Origin of the sequence: Fulvivirga kasyanovii (genome assembly GCF_009711405.1) — a bacterium.
In the GTDB taxonomy this organism is placed as follows: domain Bacteria; phylum Bacteroidota; class Bacteroidia; order Cytophagales; family Cyclobacteriaceae; genus Fulvivirga; species Fulvivirga kasyanovii.
On the sequence record NZ_SMLW01000588.1, the window covers coordinates 1 to 21,923 of the forward strand.

General features: G+C 42.4%; 21 protein-coding genes. 15 read left to right on the forward strand and 6 right to left on the reverse strand.

Annotation, left to right across the window (positions count from 1 at the left end; genetic code table 11):
* From E1163_RS30610 to E1163_RS16680, 7 genes are all read left to right on the forward strand, one after another.
* The coding region (locus tag E1163_RS30610) for a hypothetical protein (protein WP_221418016.1) at positions 1-1,093 on the forward strand (1,093 nt) is incomplete at its 5' end.
* A 220-nt stretch (positions 1,094-1,313) separates the two neighbouring features.
* A complete protein-coding gene (locus E1163_RS16655) occupies positions 1,314-2,264 on the forward strand; it encodes an acyl-CoA desaturase (protein WP_155173591.1) in 951 nt (316 codons plus the stop codon).
* 93 nt (positions 2,265-2,357) lie between these two features.
* Positions 2,358-2,522 carry a hypothetical protein gene (locus E1163_RS16660; protein ID WP_155173592.1) on the forward strand — a complete coding sequence of 55 codons (165 nt, stop codon included), beginning with the start codon at positions 2,358-2,360 and terminating at the stop codon, positions 2,520-2,522.
* Between the two features lie 146 nt (positions 2,523-2,668).
* Positions 2,669-4,159, forward strand: a complete 1,491-nt coding sequence (locus E1163_RS16665; RefSeq protein ID WP_155173593.1) for a sensor histidine kinase — start codon at positions 2,669-2,671, stop codon at positions 4,157-4,159.
* 1 nt (position 4,160) lies between these two features.
* Positions 4,161-4,850, forward strand: a complete 690-nt coding sequence (locus E1163_RS16670) for a response regulator transcription factor (RefSeq protein ID WP_155173594.1) — start codon at positions 4,161-4,163, stop codon at positions 4,848-4,850.
* A gap of 121 nt (positions 4,851-4,971) precedes the next feature.
* On the forward strand, positions 4,972-5,367 hold the full coding sequence (locus E1163_RS16675) for a hypothetical protein (protein WP_155173595.1): 396 nt from the start codon (positions 4,972-4,974) through the stop codon (positions 5,365-5,367).
* A gap of 88 nt (positions 5,368-5,455) precedes the next feature.
* Positions 5,456-6,415, forward strand: coding sequence for a beta galactosidase jelly roll domain-containing protein (locus E1163_RS16680; RefSeq protein WP_155173596.1), 960 nt, complete (start codon positions 5,456-5,458; stop codon positions 6,413-6,415).
* A gap of 41 nt (positions 6,416-6,456) precedes the next feature.
* On the opposite strand, the gene E1163_RS16685 is transcribed toward E1163_RS16680, so the two are convergent.
* The gene (locus E1163_RS16685; RefSeq protein WP_155173597.1) at positions 6,457-8,364 is read right to left on the reverse strand and encodes a M61 family metallopeptidase; all 1,908 of its coding nucleotides are present in this window, start codon (positions 8,362-8,364) and stop codon (positions 6,457-6,459) included.
* A gap of 147 nt (positions 8,365-8,511) precedes the next feature.
* On the opposite strand from E1163_RS16685, the gene E1163_RS16690 reads away from it, so the two are divergent.
* Together E1163_RS16690 and E1163_RS16695 are read left to right on the forward strand one after the other, a co-directional pair.
* On the forward strand, positions 8,512-8,892 hold the full coding sequence (locus tag E1163_RS16690) for an acyl-CoA thioesterase (RefSeq protein ID WP_155173598.1): 381 nt from the start codon (positions 8,512-8,514) through the stop codon (positions 8,890-8,892).
* Positions 8,893-8,904: 12 nt separating this feature from the next.
* The gene (locus E1163_RS16695) at positions 8,905-9,258 is read left to right on the forward strand and encodes a hypothetical protein (RefSeq protein ID WP_155173599.1); all 354 of its coding nucleotides are present in this window, start codon (positions 8,905-8,907) and stop codon (positions 9,256-9,258) included.
* On the opposite strand, the gene E1163_RS16700 is transcribed toward E1163_RS16695, so the two are convergent.
* The 3 genes from E1163_RS16700 to E1163_RS16710 are packed head-to-tail and all read right to left on the reverse strand — an operon-like array spanning position 9,255 to position 11,837.
* On the reverse strand, positions 9,255-10,310 hold the full coding sequence (locus tag E1163_RS16700; RefSeq protein ID WP_155173600.1) for a saccharopine dehydrogenase family protein: 1,056 nt from the start codon (positions 10,308-10,310) through the stop codon (positions 9,255-9,257). The two genes, E1163_RS16695 and E1163_RS16700, sit on opposite strands and share 4 nt — an antisense overlap.
* 3 nt (positions 10,311-10,313) lie before the next feature.
* The gene (locus E1163_RS16705; protein WP_155173601.1) at positions 10,314-10,967 is read right to left on the reverse strand and encodes a TPM domain-containing protein; all 654 of its coding nucleotides are present in this window, start codon (positions 10,965-10,967) and stop codon (positions 10,314-10,316) included.
* Positions 10,968-10,979: 12 nt separating this feature from the next.
* Positions 10,980-11,837 (reverse strand): TPM domain-containing protein, encoded by an 858-nt coding sequence (locus E1163_RS16710; RefSeq protein WP_155173602.1) that lies wholly within the window; start codon positions 11,835-11,837, stop codon positions 10,980-10,982.
* Between the two features lie 82 nt (positions 11,838-11,919).
* On the opposite strand from E1163_RS16710, the gene E1163_RS16715 reads away from it, so the two are divergent.
* From E1163_RS16715 to msrA, 3 genes are all read left to right on the forward strand, one after another.
* A complete protein-coding gene (locus E1163_RS16715) occupies positions 11,920-13,020 on the forward strand; it encodes a 6-phosphofructokinase (RefSeq protein WP_155173603.1) in 1,101 nt (366 codons plus the stop codon).
* Positions 13,021-13,026: 6 nt separating this feature from the next.
* Positions 13,027-15,366 (forward strand): 7TM diverse intracellular signaling domain-containing protein, encoded by a 2,340-nt coding sequence (locus E1163_RS16720; RefSeq protein WP_155173604.1) that lies wholly within the window; start codon positions 13,027-13,029, stop codon positions 15,364-15,366.
* Between the two features lie 91 nt (positions 15,367-15,457).
* A complete protein-coding gene (gene msrA, locus E1163_RS16725; protein WP_155173605.1) occupies positions 15,458-16,027 on the forward strand; it encodes a peptide-methionine (S)-S-oxide reductase MsrA in 570 nt (189 codons plus the stop codon).
* Between the two features lie 81 nt (positions 16,028-16,108).
* Here the strand turns inward: msrA and E1163_RS16730 are convergent, their stop codons facing one another.
* Complete coding sequence (locus E1163_RS16730; protein ID WP_155173606.1) at positions 16,109-18,925, reverse strand: T9SS type A sorting domain-containing protein; 2,817 nt, start codon at positions 18,923-18,925, stop codon at positions 16,109-16,111.
* 129 nt (positions 18,926-19,054) lie between these two features.
* On the reverse strand, positions 19,055-20,422 hold the full coding sequence (locus E1163_RS16735; protein WP_343033857.1) for an exonuclease domain-containing protein: 1,368 nt from the start codon (positions 20,420-20,422) through the stop codon (positions 19,055-19,057).
* A 214-nt stretch (positions 20,423-20,636) separates the two neighbouring features.
* On the opposite strand from E1163_RS16735, the gene E1163_RS16740 reads away from it, so the two are divergent.
* The 3 genes from E1163_RS16740 to E1163_RS16750 are packed head-to-tail and all read left to right on the forward strand — an operon-like array spanning position 20,637 to position 21,726.
* Entirely contained in the window at positions 20,637-21,143 is a 507-nt protein-coding gene (locus E1163_RS16740; protein ID WP_185156118.1) for a YkvA family protein, read from the forward strand.
* 27 nt (positions 21,144-21,170) lie between these two features.
* A complete protein-coding gene (locus E1163_RS16745) occupies positions 21,171-21,383 on the forward strand; it encodes a YtxH domain-containing protein (protein ID WP_155173608.1) in 213 nt (70 codons plus the stop codon).
* A gap of 13 nt (positions 21,384-21,396) precedes the next feature.
* Positions 21,397-21,726 (forward strand): phage holin family protein, encoded by a 330-nt coding sequence (locus E1163_RS16750; protein WP_185156119.1) that lies wholly within the window; start codon positions 21,397-21,399, stop codon positions 21,724-21,726.
* Positions 21,727-21,923: the final 197 nt, after the last annotated feature.

Genomic DNA, 21,923 nt, shown 5'->3' on the forward strand with positions numbered 1-21,923 from the left:
CATCGGGCTAAGCATAACCTTTACTTCTTGTGAAAAGGATGGTCTTACTGAAGAGGAGATTTTAAATCTTGCTCAGGCTACCTCTTTTACCGTTGAGGTAACCGAACAAGGATCGGGTAAATCTATATCAGGAGTAGAGGTGAGCGTTTTGACCGGTGGCGTGACATATTCTTTGGTTACAGATGAATTTGGCGTAGCTGTTTTTGAAAATATAGAACAAGGACAAGCAGTCGTTAACCTTAAAAAGGAAGGTTATTTTGAGTCATCGTTTGAAACAAAAATAGAAGCAGAAGGAAGAGCAAGTGGAGACGTAGCGTCTTTTTCATTGTATTCTCTTGAAGATGCCGTTTTGATAAAAGGCAATGTTAAAATACAAATTGATCTTACAACTGATGCTTATGAACATCCTGAAGGCATTACAATTGCCGCAGTATCTGGTAATACTATACTCGCTTCCGCAGTTGTGGATAGTGATGGAAATTACTCTATGCTCATCCCTGCCAGTGTAGATGGTAGGTCGGTTACGTTAATGTTTCCAGACGTTTTATATGATCAGAAAATAGCCGTAAGGGAAGATGGGGATATTGTTATGAAAACTGCTAAGGGTACAATATTTAGACCTTATGATAAAGCTGAGGCTTTACCTTCTACGGCCAATATATTAGCAACAATAGCGGGTCCTAACTATACCAGTGGCCGTCAGGCTTACGTTGAATCTTTAACTGTTGAATCTGGTGTAATTACTGGTGTTGAATTGGGCGATATTGGCTATGGTTATTCCATATATCCTGCTATTTACATTAATTCTCTAAATGGTGGGTCTGGTGCTAATATTCAGGTGGATTATGATTACAATGGTTCGTATTGTTCTGCGGAGAGATACAGACTAGATCCTGATGATATTTATATCTACAGTGGAGGATCAGGTTATCCGGATTATGAACCTAATGTAAACGTTTCGACTATGCACCCAAGCGGGTTTAAATGGAGCAACTGTGATTACTTAAATGAAACAGAGACCATTAAATCTGGTGATGTTTATATAATCGACGTTAACTACGGAACAGGAACAGAACTGGGAGAAATTCAATAATTATCCCCCTCAAATAGTAATAGTAAAGGGCCGTTCAATATCAATTGGGCGGCCTTATTTTATATAAAATACTCTACAGCCTCTATTCTTTGTTGTTCCGTATTTTAATTTTCGACCCTTCCAATATTTCCAACGCACATAATTGAACCTTTATCAGGTTATTTAACTTACTACTAAATAATCCGTATTTTTGCGGAAGAATTTATTTAAATGACCTGACATGTCAGAAGTAGTATTAGAAAAAAGAAGTAAACCCATTTTAAAGCAGGAAATCGCCTTTGCGATGGTACACCTGCTTCCTTTAGGCGCATTATGGACGGGTGCCACCTGGTTTGACTGGGTAGTTTGTGCGGTTTTATATTTTGGCCGGATGTTCTGGATTACAGGTGGCTATCACCGTTATTTTGCACATAAATCATATAAGACATCACGTTGGTTTCAGTTTGTGATTGCTTTTATGGCGCAAACATCAGCGCAAAAAGGTGCTCTTTGGTGGGCGGCTCATCACAGGCATCATCACAGATACAGTGACCAGCCCGAGGACCCACATTCTATGAAATTGTATGGCTTTTGGTATTCACATATTGGCTGGATCGTTGGGCCTGACTATAAGAAGACGGACTATAAAACTATTGGCGACTATGCCAAGTACCCCGAGCTGGTATGGCTAAATAAAAATTACCTTGTACCACCGCTGGTGTTGGCGTTAGTTGTAATGGCTTTAGGAGGCTGGGTCAATGGAGGCAGCCCACTGCTGATGTTTACCCAGGCCGGATTCTCTACCCTGTTTATAGGATTTTTCCTTAGTACCGTTATTCTTTATCATGGTACTTTTTCAATAAATTCTATTATGCATAAGTTTGGAAAGCAGCGCTATAAAACCGGGGATGAATCCCGAAACAGTTTATGGCTTGCTTTACTTACTTTAGGTGAGGGCTGGCACAACAATCACCATTACTATGAGGTTGCAGCCAGGAACGGATTTTTCTGGTGGGAAGTTGATTTTACCTATTATGGCTTGAAACTTTTTAACTGGATGGGGCTGATATGGGATTTGAAAGGTGTGCCTAAGCATATACTTTACTCGAAAGATAAACAGCACGCCAAAGAGCTTGCCGCCAAACTTAAGCATAATGAGCTGAGTGTAAGCGAGCTTCGAAAAACAGCGTAAAAGGAACTAAATAATTATAAAATAAAGGTTGTCCATGTGGCAACCTTTTTCTTTATGCGGCGTTATGGTTTTAGGATAATAATATGATTAATTATGACTTCGTTATTTGTTGAATTTAGAGCTAAATTCAGGAAATCCGGAAGAGTACATTTTAAAGGCTTTCAGGAAGCCTTTGCTTTGTTTCAAGAGGTAGATAGGATGACAAAACCGTGGCTGGAAGATGAGGATCTTGAGCCACCGGTGGGGACTATTGATTAGACTTTTCTCATAGCAGGTCATTAATAACCTAAATGACTCCCCTTACGTTTTAATTTTGAGTGAATTCTGTAAGAAAAACCGGGCTTATTTTACTGCTGGTATTTTTATTACCAGCAGTTTTTTATTCTGTGTACGAAATCTCTTCTTTGAGCAGGAATGAGGAGGTAATCAATAATATTTACCAAAACCAGCTTGATGCCATCCTTTATTCGGTAAACCAATATTCTGATGATGTTGCGGATAGTTGGACATCCAAAATAGAATCTGCCCTATCCTCTTCCGAACTTTCCGATTCTTTGCCACCAGCCATTTTGGAGGTACTTGATGTCAATTCCAGTATAGCCCTTATTTTCCTGACGGATACATCTTACAACCGCAAACCACTTTTATATAGTTATAATGACACTTTGGTCAAGGTGGCATCAGGCAGGGTTGAGGAGGCCATGCAAGCGAATAAACCCCAGGTAGACAGACTGGTCTCATACATGGAAAGTGGGTTTCAGAAACTCCAACCCCTAAGTATAGACTTAACCATAAACAGTAAAGACCTGGTAACACTCGTTTTCATTCTCAATAAGCCGATGGGTGATTATTTGGTTTGCGGTATAGTTCTGGACCCTGAGTTGTTTATAGGAGAAACACTGAGGCCTAAATTACAGACCATAGCTGCTGATAAGTTCATACTTTCTGCACATCAAAAAGGTACAGATGAGTTGGTTTACACCACGATTGATACAGTTAACAGATATGACTATAAGGCTAAGGCCATAACCAATGACTTCTGGATTCTCCCCGATTATTACCTGGGCATAAACCTGAAAGGCCGGGGCATTGATCAGATTGTTAAGGAAAGAACCTATCTCAACCTGGGTTTGATATTGCTTTTAAATATTGTGCTGCTGTTTGGTGTTTGGCTGGCGTTTAAAAATGTGAAGAAAGAGATCCGGTTGGCAGAGAATAAGTCCGTATTTGTTTCTAATGTATCTCATGAAATCCGCACACCACTGTCACTGATCAGCATGTTTGCCGAAACCTTGGAAATGGGCCGGGTACCTACGCAGGAAAAGCGACAGGAGTACTACAAGATCATAAGCAAGGAGGCTCAAAGGCTTACAGCCATTGTGAATAAAATATTGAACTTCTCGCAGGTTGAGGCCAACAAAAGCAGCTATATTCTTAAGGCAGTGGATTTGAGTGATGCTGTGGAAGAAGTTCTTAAAACCTATACCTATCATCTGGAAAGCAAAGGCTTTAAATATTCATTCCTCCGGGAGGAAAACCTAATTATAGAAGCGGATAAAGATGCTTTGCAGGAGGTGATCATCAATGTGCTTGATAACGCGATCAAGTATAGTAAAGACAACAAGCATATCGAGATTCAGACAGGAACATCCGGGAATCGGGCATTTATGTCCATCCGTGACCGGGGAATCGGTATTGCCCTGAAGGATCAGAAATATATATTTGACAAGTTTTACCGGGTTTCGACCGGAGATTTGGCCAAAGGTCAGGGGACAGGTCTTGGATTGTCGTTGGTCAAACATATTATTGCCAGACATAATGGCAAGATCAAAGTAAAAAGCGAATTGGGAAAAGGCACTACCTTTACCGTATATCTTCCACTTAAACAACAGTGATATGGCTGATATCTTAATCATTGAAGATGAACCCATGATGCGGCTTGGGCTAAAAGATAACCTGGAGTTTGAAGGGTATCGTATTGATCTTGCGGTTAATGGCAAAGAAGGCTATGAAAAAGCTATTGACGGAAGCTATGACCTCATATTGCTGGATGTAATGTTGCCCGAGCTTTCGGGTTTTGAGGTATGTAAAAAGCTGAGGCAAAATGGAAACTCAACTCCGGTGATATTGTTGACAGCCAGAGGGGAAGAAATCGATAAGGTTCTTGGCCTTGAGATCGGGGCAGATGACTATGTGACCAAACCCTTTAGTGTAAGGGAGTTAATTGCCAGGATTAAAGCACTGCTTCGGCGGGTAAAAACGGAGGATCAAGGGAATACGGAAGATCTGGAGGTCAGAATTGGAAGGTTGGATATCCATTTTGGTAATTATACTGCCGCAGACGGGGACGAAGAAATAAAAATGTCTCACAAGGAATTTGAAATACTCCAGTATTTATATCAGCACAAAAATCAACTTGTAAGCCGATACGATCTGCTGGAGAATGTGTGGGGCTATGAAGAAAAGCCAACAACACGAACGGTAGATAACTTTATGGTAAAGCTGAGACAAAAAGTGGAAGCTAACCCTAATCAACCCAGGATTATCCTTACCGTACACGGGGCCGGATATAAACTGATCTATTGATTTACAGTATGTTACCTGTCGTGACAATCTTTTACATTTGATTACTTTTTGATGACACCTCAGGGTGTAATAGTGCCGTTATTGACTATAGAAATCAATTTTAGGTCAAAACAACACAGGCATGAAACCACAATTCAAACTATTATTGCTATTCCTTTTAATAGGAGCGGGCGCGATGGCACAGGATCAACAAAACAGCCAGATTGGTGCAAAGATATTACCAACCGGAGAAAAAGGTCTTGTAAAACTTCTTTATGTAAATCCGGGAGAGAAGCAGGTTTCCGTGAATTTTTACGGAGAAAAAGGACTTCTGTTTAATGAAAAGATAAAATCCAATCAATTTAAGAATGGTTTTGTTAAATATTATGACTTGAAATCCCTGAAACCGGGTAAGTATTGGGTAGAAATAGCCGACTCTGAAATCTCAGTCAGGTATGAAATGACATTTACTGAAGAGACCATGTGGGTAAGCTACTGGAATAATTACATGCCGCAAACAGGCTTAGCGGCAAGATAAAAAGAGCTCACTGGGGGGTGATTTAGGGGTGACATGTTCTGAAAAGACCATGGAACCCCTTAACTTTATAAGCTAACATTTAGGAAATTTGAGAACAGCGCTTATATCCGTCTTGGTATTTCTTTTAAACGTTTCCCTTGCTCAGGAGCGACTTATCAACCTTGAGGGCCGATGGAAGTTTTCTATCGGTGATAAACTTTCATGGGCAGACCCCGCTTATGACGACAGCTCGTGGGAAACTATTTATGCCCCGGAGATATGGGAGAACCAGGGTTTTCACGGCTATGATGGCTTTGCCTGGTACAGAAAATCCTTTGACATTACTAACCTGCCTGATAACAAAAGCCTGTATCTGCATCTTGGCTATATTGATGATGCCGATGAAGTTTATCTAAATGGTAAGCTCATAGGTTTTTCCGGGCATATGCCCCCTAAATTTAAAACTGCTTATCGTGCTGAGAGGCAATACACTTTTCCTGTTCAATACCTCAATAGAAAAGGCCCAAATGTTATTGCCGTGCGCGTATATGACGCAACCCGTGAAGGCGGAATTTCTGGGGGCAAACTGGGTATATACGCTTCCAGCTATTCGGCCAGTTTAATTGTAGACCTTCAAGGGGTGTGGTCTTTTAGAAAGGATAATCAGGGCTATAGAAGGGAGGACTGGGAGCAGATTATGGTGCCCATCCCATGGGAGCCACAGGGGCATGAAGAATATGACGGCTGGGCTACCTATAAAAAAACATTTACCTTGCCAGCCGGGACATCCGCTGAAAACCTTGTTTTAGTACTTGGCAAAATAGATGATTTTGACCGCACCTACCTGAATGGTAAATTAATAGGCACTACCAGGGACGACAGGCCATTGGGTAAAAGTTATTCCTATAACGAGCTGAGGGCCTACACTATCCCTGCCGGATTGATCAGGCTAAATGAAGAGAACACGATAATTATAGAAGTGGAGGATATTGGGATGACAGGTGGGATCTGGAAAGGCCCGGTAGGTATAACAACGGTGACCAGGTACTATCGATATTTGAAGGATTAAAAAAAGCCGGACCTCTATGGCCCGGCTACTGGTGAATTTCCTTATGGCCTCAGCCAGGCTTCCCTTATCAGCAATTGCTTTTCGGTAGGGTTTTCCATCAGTTCAAATAAATGCTGCTGAACAGCCTGAACTTTGAATACCGGTGAGCTTAATTCAACTTCATTGAAATTTCCTTCATCATCTTTTCGCAATACCGTATATGAAAGTGTTTGCCCTTCATCAAGACTGTTCTGAATATTACCAATAAACGGCCCGATCTCAGGGCCCAGTGGGGGTATTTCCTGCCCGTTGATCCTTAAGAGAATATCCCCCTCCTTAAAGGCAAGTGAGTCGCCCATAGCATTGAGTTTATCAACACCGGCTATAGCCAGGTACTTTTGACCTTCGTGTTCAGCTATAGTTATGTTTTGTTGTTGAAGACCCATACTGTAAAATTCTATATTTTCTTCTGGTATGTAATTTATTCCCACGGTCTCGAAAATCTCTTTATATGGCAACGGCTTTGTTCCGCCTACATAGGTATTCAGAAACTCTCCTATTTCAGGGTAAGTCATTTCAGTGATAATGTCGAAAAGCTGTTCATCATCAAAAGCGCTGTTTTTGCCATATTTTTTTGACAAGTCGTGCATTAGTTCCTGAAGCCCATATTCACCGTCGGATAACTCAAGCAGTTTGAGGTCTAAGGCAAGTCCTATCAGCGCTCCTTTCAGGTACACATTGTAGTATTGATCCGAATATTTTTCCAGTGTAAACTTGCTGATGTCGGTAAAAGCAACCGTATCCAGAAAGTCAGATGCAGTTATCATCTTTTCCCTGATCATTTCAAGGTATTCATCAGGCCCGATCAGGTCGTATTGGATCTGCATATTGCCTGCGAAATATTCTGTTACACCTTCATACATCCAAAGGTGCTTTGACATTTGCGGGTCATTAAAATCAAAATTGTCTATTTCCTCAGAGTGGATAGTGAGTGGGGTAACTATATGAAAAAACTCATGAGCGGCAAAGTCCCTCAGTTGCTGGGCCATAGCCTGGATTCTCATTTCCGGCATATAATAGAATGAACTGTATGAGTGCTCCAATGCACCATAGGAAAGTACCGGCTGGTCTGTGAAATAGAAAATAAAAGCATATTTATTGACAGGTAGCTCACCACCTAAATACTCCTTTTGAGCCTGCAGTATTTCCTTTATACTGGCAGCTATTTCCTTGGCAGTTACCATTTTGTTTGGTGAGTAAGAAGCTATAAGCACTTCGGTATCAGCCACTTTGATAAGTGCAGTATCCGGAGCGCTATACATGATAGGTGAATCTACCAGCCTGTCGTAATCCTCCACTTTAAACTGGTCTACTTTTTTACCGGAGGCCGTGGCTTTTTCTGATTTTTCCAAATCAATTACCGTGCTCAGGTCTGCTCCTACAGTAGCAGGTACCAATCCTGTAGCGCCATAAAAGTTTTCCTTGCGGATGATGTTAACATCGAAAGGCACTTCTTTCATACCTTCGAAATATCCGAAGAAGCCACTGGGATTCAGCACATAATTTTTGTCGGCCTCAATGTTGGTTCCGGCAGGCTCAAATATGCTTGGCCCATCCTTTTCAGTATCATAAGTATCTTCTACCCAATAGCTGATCTTTGCGAGCTTTTTGGCACCTTTTATAGTCCATGAATTGTCATCCAGTCTTTCGACTTCAAGTTTCCTCCCCTTTTTGTCATATGCAGTGAACTCTGAGACCATTCTGCCATAGTCGGCAATGCTGTACGTGCCGGGAATGATCTTCGGAAGGTAAAATGTGATTTGATTTTCCTTGATGGTAGGCGGCTCAAGCTCTACAAAAACCCTGTCTTCATTAACTTTAGTCAGATCAATTGTATATTTATAATTGTCATTGGCAAAGACAGATATTGCGCAAATACTTAACAGGCTTAGAATTAATAGTTTTTTCATCTTTTGTTTGAAGATTGTTATTTAGTTTAAAAAGTAACGAAAACCTTTTCTCATCGGTTTGTAACATTTGATGGAAGGAAGATAAGTAGGTTGAGGCTACTTTTTGTTAACATGAGTAAATATTTGTTTGTTTTAAAATTAAAAAACATGAATTTCCACACCAGAAAGTGGGTAAAACCCGAAGACTTAAATCCAAACGGCACTTTATTCGGCGGAAGCCTGCTGCGCTGGATTGACGAGGAGGCTGCTATATATGCTATAGTACAACTTGAGAACCAGCGATGTGTGACAAAATATATGTCGGAGATAAATTTTGTAAGTTCTGCCAAAAAAGGGGATATTATAGAGCTGGGCATGAAAGCCATACATTTCGGACGTACTTCTCTGACCATTGCCTGTGAGGTGAGAAATAAACTGACCAGAAAAACCATACTGGCCATAGATAAGATCGTTTTCGTAAGCCTTGATGGCAAACCAGCTCCGCACGGTAAGACTGAAATTACGTATGTTAAAGATCGATTACAGTAAATATTTTACCCCATGAAACCGGAAATACTTAGTTTGGTAGCCTCACTATCGGGAGTACTAATAGGTGGAGGTATCTCCCTTTTACTGCAAAGAAACCAGTTGCGTCATGCTTTCAAGCTAAAAATTGAGGAACTCAAAACCGAGCATATGGCTGAAAGGACCGCCCGTTATTATCTTTCTCACAAGAGCTATACGGATCGCCGATTCGACACCATTAAAAAAGGCCTTGGAGGGTTTGAAGATGATGAATTAAGAAAAATATTGGTCAGGGCCGGTGCCATCAGAAGCTACCGGGATGATGAGGAATGGTGGACACTGCTTGAGCGAATGCCGGAAAAGATAGAAAAATTGAGGGCCGATGATTAAGCTGCTTTTTCGAACTGAGAACCGTCAATCTCCAAAATTACATCCCTTCCATAGGCGGAAGATGGGGTTTGAAAGCCCGGGCGGAATATACCACTGAGGATTTTAGAAGCGAAAAGCAATGTCGCCTTTGAGGTTAGTGTGTAACCATTTGGGGTTTTCAGCCTTGCCTCATAGTATGTTCCCTTCGAATTTTCAGCCCTGCCCCAAAGGTAAGTGTGGCTGTTTTCCCTTTTTTCTTCGCTAGGGCCGGCCGGCTTCTTATCTGCTTGCTTTTTCAGGAAATTTTTCACCCAGTTGATTTTAAGGAAAAAGCGCAGACGGTGTGCCCATTTTAGTGCTTTCAATTGCTTTTTTGATGACCCCGTGAAAACTTCAATATTGGGAATACCTGTGCTGAAGTACGCAGAAGAAACATCGCCCCAGCTTATACCTGCTGACAACTTTTTAAACGGCCCATAGTTTATATCCTTGATCGATTCGCCTTGGGGCTTTGTTTTTAGCTGGTGGTTCGATCGATAAACCTGACCCTCGCCGACCCCTTCTATCATTGTTTTCGACGTTCCTCGCGAAATACCTCCTCCTGTAGCTGCAAAAGCGAGTTGTAACTTTTCAGCGTCAGGAACGCGCGCTTTTAATAATGCTGCCAGACAGTCTGAGGGTACTACGTCAAATCCTGAACCGGGAAGCAGCATGATGCCAGCATTTTTTGCAGCTTCATCATAACCATGGATAAGTTCGAAAACCTGGTACTCTCCCGTAATGTCGAGATAATGGGTATGTGTTGCCAGACATGCTTCCACCATAGCTTTGGCTGTTTGTTGAAATGGACCGGCGCAGTGAATGACCACCTTTGCATCCTGCAGAAGGTGATGTAATGCCTCTTTATTGTTCAGGTCAACTGCCGAATATGAGAAACCTGTCTCCTGAGAAAGTTTTTTTAATTTCTCCTCATTTCTACCTGAAAGTACAACCTGTATGCCTTGCTTACGGGCCTCTTTTACTATGAGCGCTCCGGTATATCCGTACGCTCCATAAACTACAATGTCTGTCATATGCTAGCCAAGCCGAATGTCATCCGGCAATTCGTTAGGATTTTGTGGTGGTTTATTAACACCCCCCTTTTCCAATAGTTCTCCACAAAGCGCGATACCTTTCAATAAACCTTCCATGGGCTTTCCACTTTTGATCCCACTCACAACCAGTCTGACCACAGCTTCCCATTCCTCAGTTTTTACTTTGACATTGATGCCGCTGTCCCCTATTACCTCAACGGCATGCTCCAGGTGACTGACAAATATTAAAATGCCTGTGCGTTTTTCTGTATTGAACACTTCCTCTTCAAGGAAAGCAACCAGCGCTTTTTGCTCTACTCTTTGTCGCATCACTTCGGAAGGAGTAAGCGTCCTGGTTAAAGATGGGATATACTTTACCAGCAGAAAACCACTGACCCCCACTGTGAGGGTAAATATTATGATCTCGAGTGGTGTTATCGGGAAAGGCAGTGCCCAGGTATATGATAGAACGCCGGCTGTAAACAGTGCACCAATCATAAAAATAATAGCCCCTCTAAAAGGCGCGGCTTCATAACTATCACTTTGCTCAACGAAATAAGGAACAATCTCACCTGATGTTTTGCTTTCGGCAGATGCAACGGCCTCTTTGATCTGCCTCTTTTCTTCATCCGTAAATAGAAATTTGCTTTTTGTCATAACTTCAAAAGTTTACCAGCTACCGGAAGCACCGCCTCCACCAAAGCTGCCTCCTCCTCCACTGAATCCACCACCTCCACCAAAGCCACCACTACCGCCTCCACCATAACCACCGCCATAGTAGCCACCGCCGCCGCGTCCTCCACGACCTGAAATCAATGTCAGGAGTGATATAAACCCATACATAACCAGCATGATGAGTCCGGCATGCAGACCTGCTATAATAAGTCCCGTGGCAGTGGATATGATAGCTCCGATGGATAATCCTTTCCACTTGCCCATTCTTTTGCTCAGTGCCTGTGCTGCAATTACAAAAACAACAACCAGAATAAAGTATGGGAATTCGGTTTCTTCTGACGATGTGTCTGTGGCGGTAGGCTCCGGAAGCTCCTCTCCCTGAATGGCAGTAGACAATGCCTCAACCCCTTCATCAATACCGGCATAAAAGCTTCCCTGACGGAAATTTGGTGTGATGTAATTATCTATAATTCTTTTGGCAATAGCATCCGGAATAGCCCCCTCCAGGCCGTACCCTACTTCGATCCTGACCCTTCGGTCATTTTTGGCGACGAGCAGAATAACACCATCATCAATACCCTTTCGTCCGAGCTTCCATTTTTCTGCTACGCGTATGGCAAAGTCCTCAATAGGCTCAGGTTCTGTTGTGGAAACGATCAGTACGGCTATCTGACTGCCTTTGGTTTGTTCGAGGGATTGGAGTTTGCTTTCCAATTGCCCAACTTCAGTAGTGCTCAAAGTACCGGTAAGGTCTGTTACCCTTTGCCATAGATCAGGTACAGGTTGGAGATCCTGTCCGTATGAAATGGAGAGAAAGCATAATAAAAAAAGTTGGAGAAAAAACTTTTTCATGTAAGCCGGTAAACTCTTTTGTTGCATGTCGTTAAACTTACTAAATATATCACTAAATTATGAGTAAAAGTATAGATCAGGTATGGCAAAAAGAAAAGTACTCGTACTAACCGGAGGAGGTGACTGCCCTGGCCTCAATGCAGTAATTCGTGGCATAGTAAAGCGGGCAAAAACAGAAAAGAATTGGGAAGTGTTGGGGAGCGTAGAAGCGTTTAACGGAGTTTTGAAAGACCCCATGGAGGTGATAGAGTTAAACGACAAAATTACCGCAGGTATACATGTAAAGGGAGGTACAATCCTAAAGACCACCAATAAAGGCAACCCATTTGATTTTCCCATTCAGGAAAAAGATGGAAGCTGGAGCACGATAGACCGGTCCGGAGAGTTGGTAGAGCGTATTAAAAGTATAGGGGTTGATGCGGTCATCAGCATTGGAGGTGATGGATCTCAGCGTATCTCCCAAAAACTTTATGAGCAAGGGCTGAACATTATAGGTGTGCCTAAGACAATTGACAATGACTTGTCCGGAACGGATTTTACTTTTGGTTTTCGTACTGCAGTTCAGATAGCTACCGATAGCTTTGATAAGCTTGTAACTACTGCTGAAAGCCACCACCGCGTAATGATCATGGAGGTAATGGGCCGCGGAGCCGGATGGATTGCTTTGCATACTGCTCTGGCCGGTGGTGCGGAAGTGTGTCTGATCCCTGAGATCCCGTATGACATTAATAAAATTGTAGAGCGACTCAATCAGCGTTATGACCAGGGAAAAGGGTTTGCACATATCGTGATTGCTGAAGGTGCACGGCCAAAAAAGGGAAAGGTTACTGCAGTGAAGAGCGATGAAGTTGGTTATGAACACAAAAGACTTGGAGGTGTTGCATACCAATTGTCTGAGCAATTGAAAGCAGCGGGTTGTGAGGCAGATATCAGAGAGACGGTGCTTGGACATACCCAACGAGGAGGTACTCCTATAGCTTTTGACAGAATATTGGCTACGCTATTTGGTGTTAAGGCATTTGAGCTGGTGCTTGAAGGTGAATATGGCAAGATGGTATCTTATAAAAACAATAAAATTACCGCGGTAAGTATAGAAGAAGCCATTCGCAAATACAACATTGTAAATAAAAATTCCTTTATGGTAAAAGCAGCCAGAAGTATAGGCATATCATTCGGGGATTAACATCATATGAAGAGCTGGTGTCTGTTGTTGGTTTTAACTTTGATTCAAAGCGTTGGTTTGGGTCAAAACACTTTGACGCTGATCTCTCATGACAGAGAGATTAACCTGAATAACTATTTATATGCCTATGTAGACACGTCGAGTGCGCTTACTGTTGAGGAGGTAATGGCGCTCCCCGCAAAAAGCTTTAAGCCTATTCCAAAAACAGGGCTGAGGACTAATGTTACTAAAGATGTGATTTGGGTAAAGCTTACCGTGTCCAACCCGCATAATACCCGCGCAGATGTTATTATTGATTTTATAGACCCCTCGCTTGAACACATAGAGCTATTTAAGTTTACAGAAAGTGGTTTGCTTAAATATGCAACAGGCACAGGCTTAAACCCAAGGGATAAAAGCGTTTTTACGAATAGGAATAGTTTTTTAATCGATTTTCCGAGGCGCCAAACTACACAGATCTACTTTAAGGTGACCTCACTTAACTACATGACAATCTCTGCCCGGTTGCTGGATGACGGACATGCGCTGGAAGAAAACATGGAGGAAAGAACATTTCTGGGGATGTTCTACGGAGCTATTCTGATCCTCATGGTTTTTAACCTTTTGTTAGCAGCCATTACGCGAATGCGGCTGTTCTTCATCTATGGTCTTTATATTTTAAGTATCGCCATTTTTACTGGTGCTGCCGACGGCTTTACGCCCTTTTATCTACACTTTTTAATCGTATGGACTGATGGCTATCAGGATATGCTGACGGCCGCCTTCAGCAACATTTTAGGACTTTTGTTTATGCTCGAATTCCTCGAGGTGCGTACATGGTCAAAGTCACTTTTCAAGATAGTGACCGTTTTTGCAGCCCTGGTGGGTGTGTCCATTTTAGGGTTGTTCTTTACCATTCCTTCCTATGGCTTTCCTTTGCTCAATTTATATGGTATTGTAGGGTTGGTGCTTATGATTACCGGAGGCGTTTTAGGTACAGTCAGAAAAATACCACAGGGAGTATATTATCTTCTGGCGTATATTTTATTTGGTGTTTTTATAGTTGTCTTCATTTTAAACCTGCTCAGAGTGATTGAGTACACTTTTTTGGTGCAATATTCGATACACCTGGGCTATATATCCAGCATTATAATTTTGTCGTATGGCCTTGGTGTGAGGATATACAAGCTTTATAAGAGTGATTTGCTACGTGAGCAGGAGAAGCAGCACCTTATCGAACAACAGAGGAAAGAGCTCGAAGTAAAGGTTGAGGAAAGGACCCGGGATATTCTGATCAAGGAGACCAACCTGAGAGCCATACTTGAAAATACTGACAGTGCCATTTGGTTGATTGATGAGCAGTACCAGCTTATTGATTATAACAATGTATTTTCAAGACTGTGCAATGAGGTTTATGGCACTTCTCCGGCCAGAAATCAACTGGTACTGGATATTACCCCACTGAGTGCTGAAAAAAAAAGATGGAAGGAGAGATACAACGAGGCCCTTCAAGGTAAGGGTGGAATATTTATAGATCAGAACAAGATTTCAGGTCAAGTACATCACTTCGAAATATATACTTTTCCCATAGATAGCGGAGGGCAGATAACCGGCGTTTCAGTTTTTGCAAGGGACATTACCATTCGTGTTAATGCTCTGGATCAACTCAAGAGCCAGAACAAAGCTTTGCAAAAAGTGAATAAAGAACTTGATAGCTTTGTGTACAGTGCATCTCATGACCTGAAAGCACCCTTAGCCTCTATTGCAGGCCTGATATCTCTTGTAAGGCGTGAGGAAGACCTGCAGAGCCGTCAGGAGTACTATGATATGGTAGAGCGCTCTATTTCAAGGCTCGACCAGTTTATCAGTGATATTATAGATTATTCTCGAAATGCCAGGCTTGATAAAGAAGCTGAGCCTGTAAAATTCGAGGAAACCATCCGTGAGGTGTTCAATGACCTGGCTTATATGACGGATACGCGTGATATTGAAAAAAATATAAGCGTAACCCAAAATGTGATTTTTAAAACAGATCCGACACGCTTGAAAGTCATTTTTAGGAACCTCATCAGCAATGCTATAAAATATGGTTGCAGTCACGAAGGGAATAACAGAATAGACGTTAGCTGTGATGTGAGTGCCAGAAAAGCCATGATCAAAATACAAGATTACGGGCCCGGGATCAGTGAGGTACATCGCAGAAAGATATTCGACATGTTTTATCGCGCTGATGAAAATGGTACCGGCACCGGCCTGGGGCTGTATATTGTAAAGGAGACCGTGGAGAAGCTGGGCGGAAAGATCAAACTTGAAACGGAAGAGGGAGAAGGGTCAACGTTTATTGTAGAAATACCAAATGCCACATAGGAGTTGTCGCAATGAAGACCACGGTGTGGTAAAGTCACATCTTTTTGAAACTTTAATCTGTTACTTTAGTTATTCAAAAAAACAATGTACTATGGAATTACAGGATCAGGAAAATAGCGGACTGAAAAGGGCAACACTGGGAGCAGGGTGCTTTTGGTGTGTAGAGGCAGTTTTTCAGCAGGTAGAGGGTATTGTATCAGTAGAGTCTGGCTATACGGGAGGTAAAGTAAAAAATCCGACTTACCGTGAAGTTTGTAGCGGACTTACCGGACATGCTGAGGTAGCCCGGATAACCTATAATCCGGAGGTAATTTCTTTTGAAGACATACTTGAAATATTCTGGAAGACCCATGACCCCACTACACTTAATAAACAGGGAGCGGATGTGGGCACTCAATACAGGTCAGCGATTTTTTATCATGATGATGAACAAAAAGCAATAGCCGAAAAATACAAACAGGAGCTAGACCAGGCGAAGATTTTCGATGACCCGATTGTAACGGAAATATCCCCTTTGAAAGAATATTATAAAGCAGAGGATTACCACCAGAACTATTACAACCAAAATTCGGCACAGCCTTACTGCTCATATGTGGTGCGTCCGAAAGTAGAGAAGGTGAGAAGGCTGTTTACCGACAGACTAAAGGAGCAGACCAAATAATTCAACCCCCTATAAAATAAAAACTGCTTCATAGATTCGTTTTCACGGCTATGAAGCAGTTTTTTTGGTTTTCGACTACGCTTATCTTGTCAGAAGTAGTTTTCCTCTGTACACTTTTGCAGGAGTAGTTACCTTATAAGTGTATATGTCATTCGGTAGTCCGTTAGCATTCAGGTCAAATGAATATTTATTGCCTTTGTTCACCTGTCCTTCAAACAATACCCTCACCCTTTCACCACGTTGATTATAGACCTCAACAGTTGTGTTACCTTCGTATGAAGCTTCAAACTCTATTCTTGTAGTTTCACTAAACGGGTTAGGATAAGCCAGAATTTCTGTTTCAGGATTATCTGATTCAACAGTAGCCGTTTCGTGGCTGACGCACTGACCATATTTGTATCCTATAGTATAGGTACCATCCGCCAGATCATAGGCACATGCATCATCTGTAGCACATACGGTAAAGTCGATGGTGAAGCTATCACCAAACTCGCTTTCTCCAAAGTTACTGATGTTGTCAACCTTGAATCCTGATAAGCCTGTACGAGGATCAGTGCCGTACTCAATGGTCCAGTGTTCTGAGTTGCTTACTCCGTCAATTGAAGCACATTCAGGTACGGCTATACTCAGGTGAGAGAGACCGTAAGAATGAGAACCGTTGTATTCGACTGTGGCTGTATAGGTGTAGCAGTTACCATCTACAGATACCAGCACAATATTGGTATCAAAAGGGTTACTGCAAGCCCCGTCACTACCTGAGCCGTTGTCACCATCGCCACTATCGCCATCACTATTTCCACCATCGGTGTCACCACCATCGTCGCCACCGTTATCTCCATCGGTACCATCTCCATCTCCGTCACCATCCGTTCCATCACCATCACCACTTCCTGAATCTCCTCCGTCGTCGGTACCGCCATCAGTGCCATCATCCGTTCCATTGTCACCTCCATCATCAGTGCCGTCATCATTTCCTGTATCAGAACCGTCATCTGTACTATCGTCAGTACCATTATCACTACCGTCGTCAGTACCGTTATCATCACCAGGATTATTTAAATCCGGACATCCTGCGGAGTTTGCATCAACAATGAATTCCTGAGCTACAGAGCAACCGTTGATATCGGTAACCGTTACGATGTATGAACCTGATGTCAGGCCTGTTCTGTCTTCGAGCGAGCTTTCATCCATCCAGTTAAAGTCATAGGGCCCTGTACCTCCTGTTACTGTTAAATCAAGATTGAATTCACTTTCAACGCAATTAACATTTGTGATTTCAGCGGATAAGGACAATGGATCGGGCTCTGTTAAGTAGAAATATAACTTTCTTGAACAACCGGTCGCATCGGTTACAGTTACGTCATACATGCCGCTGGCAAGCCCTGAGATCTCTGAGGTAGTACCACCATTTGACCAAAGGTATGTGTAAGGAGCCTGACCACCTAAAGGAGTTACCTGAATGTACCCGTCAGCGCCGATACACGTAGGGTTTTGTGAGCTAGTGCTTACCTGGAATGTCTCTGCAAGTATGGAAACTCTGAGTGTAGAGCTACACCCTCCTGCTTCTGTTACGGTAACACTATATATCCCTTTGGCTAATCCTGATAAATCTTCAGTGGTGCTGCCATCAGACCAGGTATACGTGTAAGGCTCGGTGCCTCCTGATACTATAAGATCAATGCTGCCGCTGTTATCTTCGATACAAGAAGTAGGTGTAGGAACCGCACTTAGGTTCAGAGAATTGTTTTCTTTCACAATGAAAGATCGGCTGCTGGAGCATCCGTTGCCATCTGTAACCTGAACATTGTAAACACCTGCAGCCAGTCCGCTGATGTCTTCAGTTGTTGCACCGTTAGACCATACAAAAGCATACGGTTCAGAACCACCGGTAACCGTAATGTCAATACTTCCTGTGTTACCGCTACAGCTTGTTTTTTCAACTGCTGCTGTCAAACTGATCGTAGTCTGGTTTTCAACCACAGCAGGAACTTTTACCGAACATCCTCTGCTATCGGTAACATCCAATTCGTAATAACCAGCACTTAAATTACCGATAGAAGCGGTTGTAGCACCGTTAGACCAAAGGTAAGTATAAGGAGCTGTTCCTCCTGTTACATTTACACTGATGCTTCCGTTGTTGGAGCCACTGCACGATGCGGAGCTAATGTTTACCGAAGTATTCAATGCTCCGGGTTGGTTGATCAATGCCGTCAACATAACACTCTCACCATTAGCATCAGTTACTGTTACTGAATATTCTCCTGCAGACAAGTTGGTGCTTTGGGCAGCAGAGCTACCGTCAGACCACTGGTAGGTAAAAGGAGCTTCACCTTCTTCTACAACTACCGCTGCGCTACCATCACTTAAACCAAAGCATGAAACATCACTGGTTTCGATGTGTGCAGAAAGTTGTGAACATGAAATTTCAGTTTGTTCGTAAAAAATACACGTAGCAGCTTTATAAGCTACTTCCGGTGCCCAGCAGTTTAACGAAGCGCTACACGTCTCGTTATCAGGGCAAAGCGTAAATTCTACAGTGAAGTCACCGGCCTGACCGTTTTCTCCAAAGCCGCTGATATTATCAACTTTAAATCCGGTTATGTCACTTTTAGGGTCGGTACCGACTTCGATGGCCCATCCTTCAGAATTAGTAATGGAAGAAACACTACCGCAAGGAATAGACACTGCGTAGTGCGAAAGTGCATGTGAGCAACTTCCATCATTGGTCACCAGCAGGGTATATTTTAAACATCCTCCTTCCGTTTCGGTAACACTTTGTACTTGTGTCCCAAAGCAGCTTTCTCCGCAGTTTTTGGGCAAATCCCCATGTGCAAAGGCATAGCTACCTGAAATAAAAAACCAACAGACAATTAATAGTTTGGGTATAGATGATTTCATAAATGTTCTTTAAGCCACATATAGATGTAGCTCACCGTTGGCAGGTAAGTGCAGCTTTGGACGAGCCGTAGCAACAGCCGATAAGTGATTGGTATATAACGATGACTCGGGTTTGGTGAAGAGGGGCTGTCAGATCAATTCAATGATATCTGCCTGAGGGCTGTTTATATAACTTTGGATATAATGATCAATCTCAATAGTTGTTTTGTAATTGTTGATAACTGTCTTTATATCATCGAGATGCGAAATGCTAACATCTTTGTCGCAAAAACCAAAACCACAATATGTACCTCTTTCTACCAGCACAACGGAGCTCTCTTCTTCCGTACGCCCCGACCCTACTATAGCAAATGATTTTTGTGTTTCATGGAAAGATGCTATGGCTTCGTGTACTTTGTCATTGTATACCTGAGTGCTCTCCTTACCATCGCATGCGCCGGCACATTGTCCGAGGGGCAGGTCATAACAAGGGCCATCGGATTTTTGGATACCTGAGAGCTTGGGACAAAGGTCAAAATCACGGATCTTGTTCATCATAAATTGCCAGGCATCCGAATGCGAATGAAAGAAGATCAGGGGTTGAAGGCCTTTAACGCTTTTACTGATATTAAATCGCAGGTACCCCTGCCGGTCTTCGTACTTATAAATGCCCCAGGTGTTGCTCAGCACCTTTTGTGCCCTGTTGTACTTAGGCCAAAGCCGTTTGATTTCATGCGATTCCAGCAGTAGGGCCACCAGCTCGTTGCCGGTAAGCTCATAGCTGATATGATGGATCTCATTTCGTATGGACTGATTTCGCCGGTTTTTGCTGGTTCCTGAGAAATGCCCCGTTATTCTTTTCTTGATATCGATAGCCTTGCCCACGTAGATCACCTCGCTTCTCTGGTTCAGGAAATAATACACACCGGGCTGTTCAGGCAGGTTTTCAAACTCCTCCTTGGGCAGGTTGGGCGGTAGTGTGGTTTCCTTTGAATTTTTCTTCAACGCCAGGGCTACATATTCGCTGTCCTTTTTGATGAGCATATCAAAAAGAATGGCTGTAGCCTGGGCATCTCCCCCGGCACGATGGCGGCTTCGTATTTCAATATTTAGTTGCTCACAAAGATTGCCCAATCCATACGATCTCAGTCCGGGAAACAGTACCCGGCTTACCCTTACCGTGCATAGCCTTCTGGGACTGAAATTAAGGTTTACTTTTTCAAACTCCTTTTTCAGGAAGGAATAGTCGAAATGTACGTTGTGCGCAACAAAAACCTTGTCTTTTAAATGGTCATATACTTCCTGGGCTACCTCTTCAAAGGTGGGGGCTGCGTCTACCATATCCTGTCTTATACCCGTAAGGCCTGTAATATAAGGAGGTATAATTTGCTCCGGATTGATCAGCGTTTGATAAGAGTCCGTAACTTCATTGCCATCATGAAAAAAGATGGCAATTTCAGTAATACGGTTGCTTCCTGCAAAACCTCCGGTAGTCTCTATGTCAACAATGGCATACACCACACTAAATTAACTATTATGCAAAACTTTTATTTGTAGCCGGTAATGAAAATATCAATGGCCAGCAATTGTTACTTATCAATTTTTTTCAGGTCTATCTTCCAGTTGACAGAATTCAGAACATCTAGGCCAATTTATGTGTTATAGGTAAAAAAGAGCAGCAAACGCTAATAAATATAGCATATTAGATATGACACTTTCACCTGCATCACATATGGAACAAGCAACAAAACCAACAACAGATACAAATCATTCGGGAGACAAAATGGTTCCGGAAAAAGAAAATTCTTCGGCAACTGCCCTGAGTGCAGTGCTCGAATCCAGGTTTTTTTCCCTCGCCATGAAGGTAGCCGAGAAATACTCCTACAGCAAAAGCAAAGTATACAGGCTTTTGCAGCACGCTTTTGAAAAACTGAAAGAAGAGAGCAACAGACACAGATTGCGCAGTGATTTTATGGAGAAGACCCAAGTACTCTCTCGCATGGCCAAAGCATACTACCACGGCGAGTACAGGAAAATACCTACAACGGCCGTACTGCGCATTTTGGGTGGGCTGGTCTATTTCGTCTGGATACTAGACCTTGTTCCTGATTTTATTCCCATACTTGGTCTGGCGGATGACCTGGCAGTAATCGTTTGGGTATACAATGGCCTGAATAATGAGATAGAGGATTTTGAGAGGTGGGAGACGGCCATATCGGAGGATAATTATGAAGGATAATTTTTTAAAACCAATAAATATAAAACTATGAATGACAATGGAAAATTTCTCCTCGGTCTTGCCGCAGGTATTGGGGTAGGTACCGTTTTAGGTTTATTAATTGCACCTGACAAAGGAAGTGTAACTTATAAAAAAGTTGAAGGTGCCATTAGGGATGCTGCAAATGATCTGTTGGAATATGGATCAGAAACTGTAAAATCTGCAAAAAATGAAATGCATTCCGTAAAGAACCAAAATTAACAAGATGTCATTATTGTCGAGAGTAATTCGTAAACCTGTCAATTTTGTAGAGCATCAGGTTCATAAAGTAAAGGAAAATATACGTGAGGAGATTTCGGAGAAAGTTCAGAAACTCATTCTGGTCATATCCCTGGCAGTGTTGATGCTGTTTGCAGTTCTTTTTGTCAGCATCGGTCTTGCCGCTTACTTTAATCAACTGCTCGAATCTGGTGTATATGGATATTTCATTGTTGCAGGTATTTATGTCTTACTTTTCACCATTCTTTTTGTGATACGTAGAAAAGACTATCTATACAGAAAGTTGCGGCAATATGCAGATTTGTTTATGAAGACAATGTATTAATACAGAGGCCGTATTAAAAGCCCACATACTGATGTAGTTTGCCAGAGGGGTGAATTTTTGTAGGTTAAACCACGGATTTTATAGGTTCATTCCGCGTAAACCATTAGTTTTGAGCTATTAATACGGTCTTAATTTTGTGAACGGGAAAAAAAATTTATAATCGCTTAATTTTTTTTAAAAAGGCGTTGCAAATTAAA

Excerpts from the sequence above, each read along its gene's own strand:
- E1163_RS16745 (WP_155173608.1), top strand. The coding sequence starts at position 21,171 with ATGAATGACAATGGAAAATTTCTCCTCGGTCTTGCCGCAGGTATTGGG.
- msrA (WP_155173605.1), top strand. The coding sequence starts at position 15,458 with ATGGAATTACAGGATCAGGAAAATAGCGGACTGAAAAGGGCAACACTG.
- E1163_RS16690 (WP_155173598.1), top strand. The coding sequence starts at position 8,512 with ATGAATTTCCACACCAGAAAGTGGGTAAAACCCGAAGACTTAAATCCA.
- E1163_RS16675 (WP_155173595.1), top strand. The coding sequence starts at position 4,972 with ATGAAACCACAATTCAAACTATTATTGCTATTCCTTTTAATAGGAGCG.
- E1163_RS16685 (WP_155173597.1), bottom strand. The coding sequence starts at position 8,364 with ATGAAAAAACTATTAATTCTAAGCCTGTTAAGTATTTGCGCAATATCT.
- E1163_RS16660 (WP_155173592.1), top strand. The coding sequence starts at position 2,358 with ATGACTTCGTTATTTGTTGAATTTAGAGCTAAATTCAGGAAATCCGGA.
- E1163_RS16740 (WP_185156118.1), top strand. The coding sequence starts at position 20,637 with ATGGAACAAGCAACAAAACCAACAACAGATACAAATCATTCGGGAGAC.
- E1163_RS16720 (WP_155173604.1), top strand. The coding sequence starts at position 13,027 with ATGAAGAGCTGGTGTCTGTTGTTGGTTTTAACTTTGATTCAAAGCGTT.
- E1163_RS16700 (WP_155173600.1), bottom strand. The coding sequence starts at position 10,310 with ATGACAGACATTGTAGTTTATGGAGCGTACGGATATACCGGAGCGCTC.
- E1163_RS16710 (WP_155173602.1), bottom strand. The coding sequence starts at position 11,837 with ATGAAAAAGTTTTTTCTCCAACTTTTTTTATTATGCTTTCTCTCCATT.
- E1163_RS16695 (WP_155173599.1), top strand. The coding sequence starts at position 8,905 with ATGAAACCGGAAATACTTAGTTTGGTAGCCTCACTATCGGGAGTACTA.
- E1163_RS16730 (WP_155173606.1), bottom strand. The coding sequence starts at position 18,925 with ATGAAATCATCTATACCCAAACTATTAATTGTCTGTTGGTTTTTTATT.
- E1163_RS16715 (WP_155173603.1), top strand. The coding sequence starts at position 11,920 with ATGGCAAAAAGAAAAGTACTCGTACTAACCGGAGGAGGTGACTGCCCT.
- E1163_RS16705 (WP_155173601.1), bottom strand. The coding sequence starts at position 10,967 with ATGACAAAAAGCAAATTTCTATTTACGGATGAAGAAAAGAGGCAGATC.
- E1163_RS16670 (WP_155173594.1), top strand. The coding sequence starts at position 4,161 with ATGGCTGATATCTTAATCATTGAAGATGAACCCATGATGCGGCTTGGG.
- E1163_RS16655 (WP_155173591.1), top strand. The coding sequence starts at position 1,314 with ATGTCAGAAGTAGTATTAGAAAAAAGAAGTAAACCCATTTTAAAGCAG.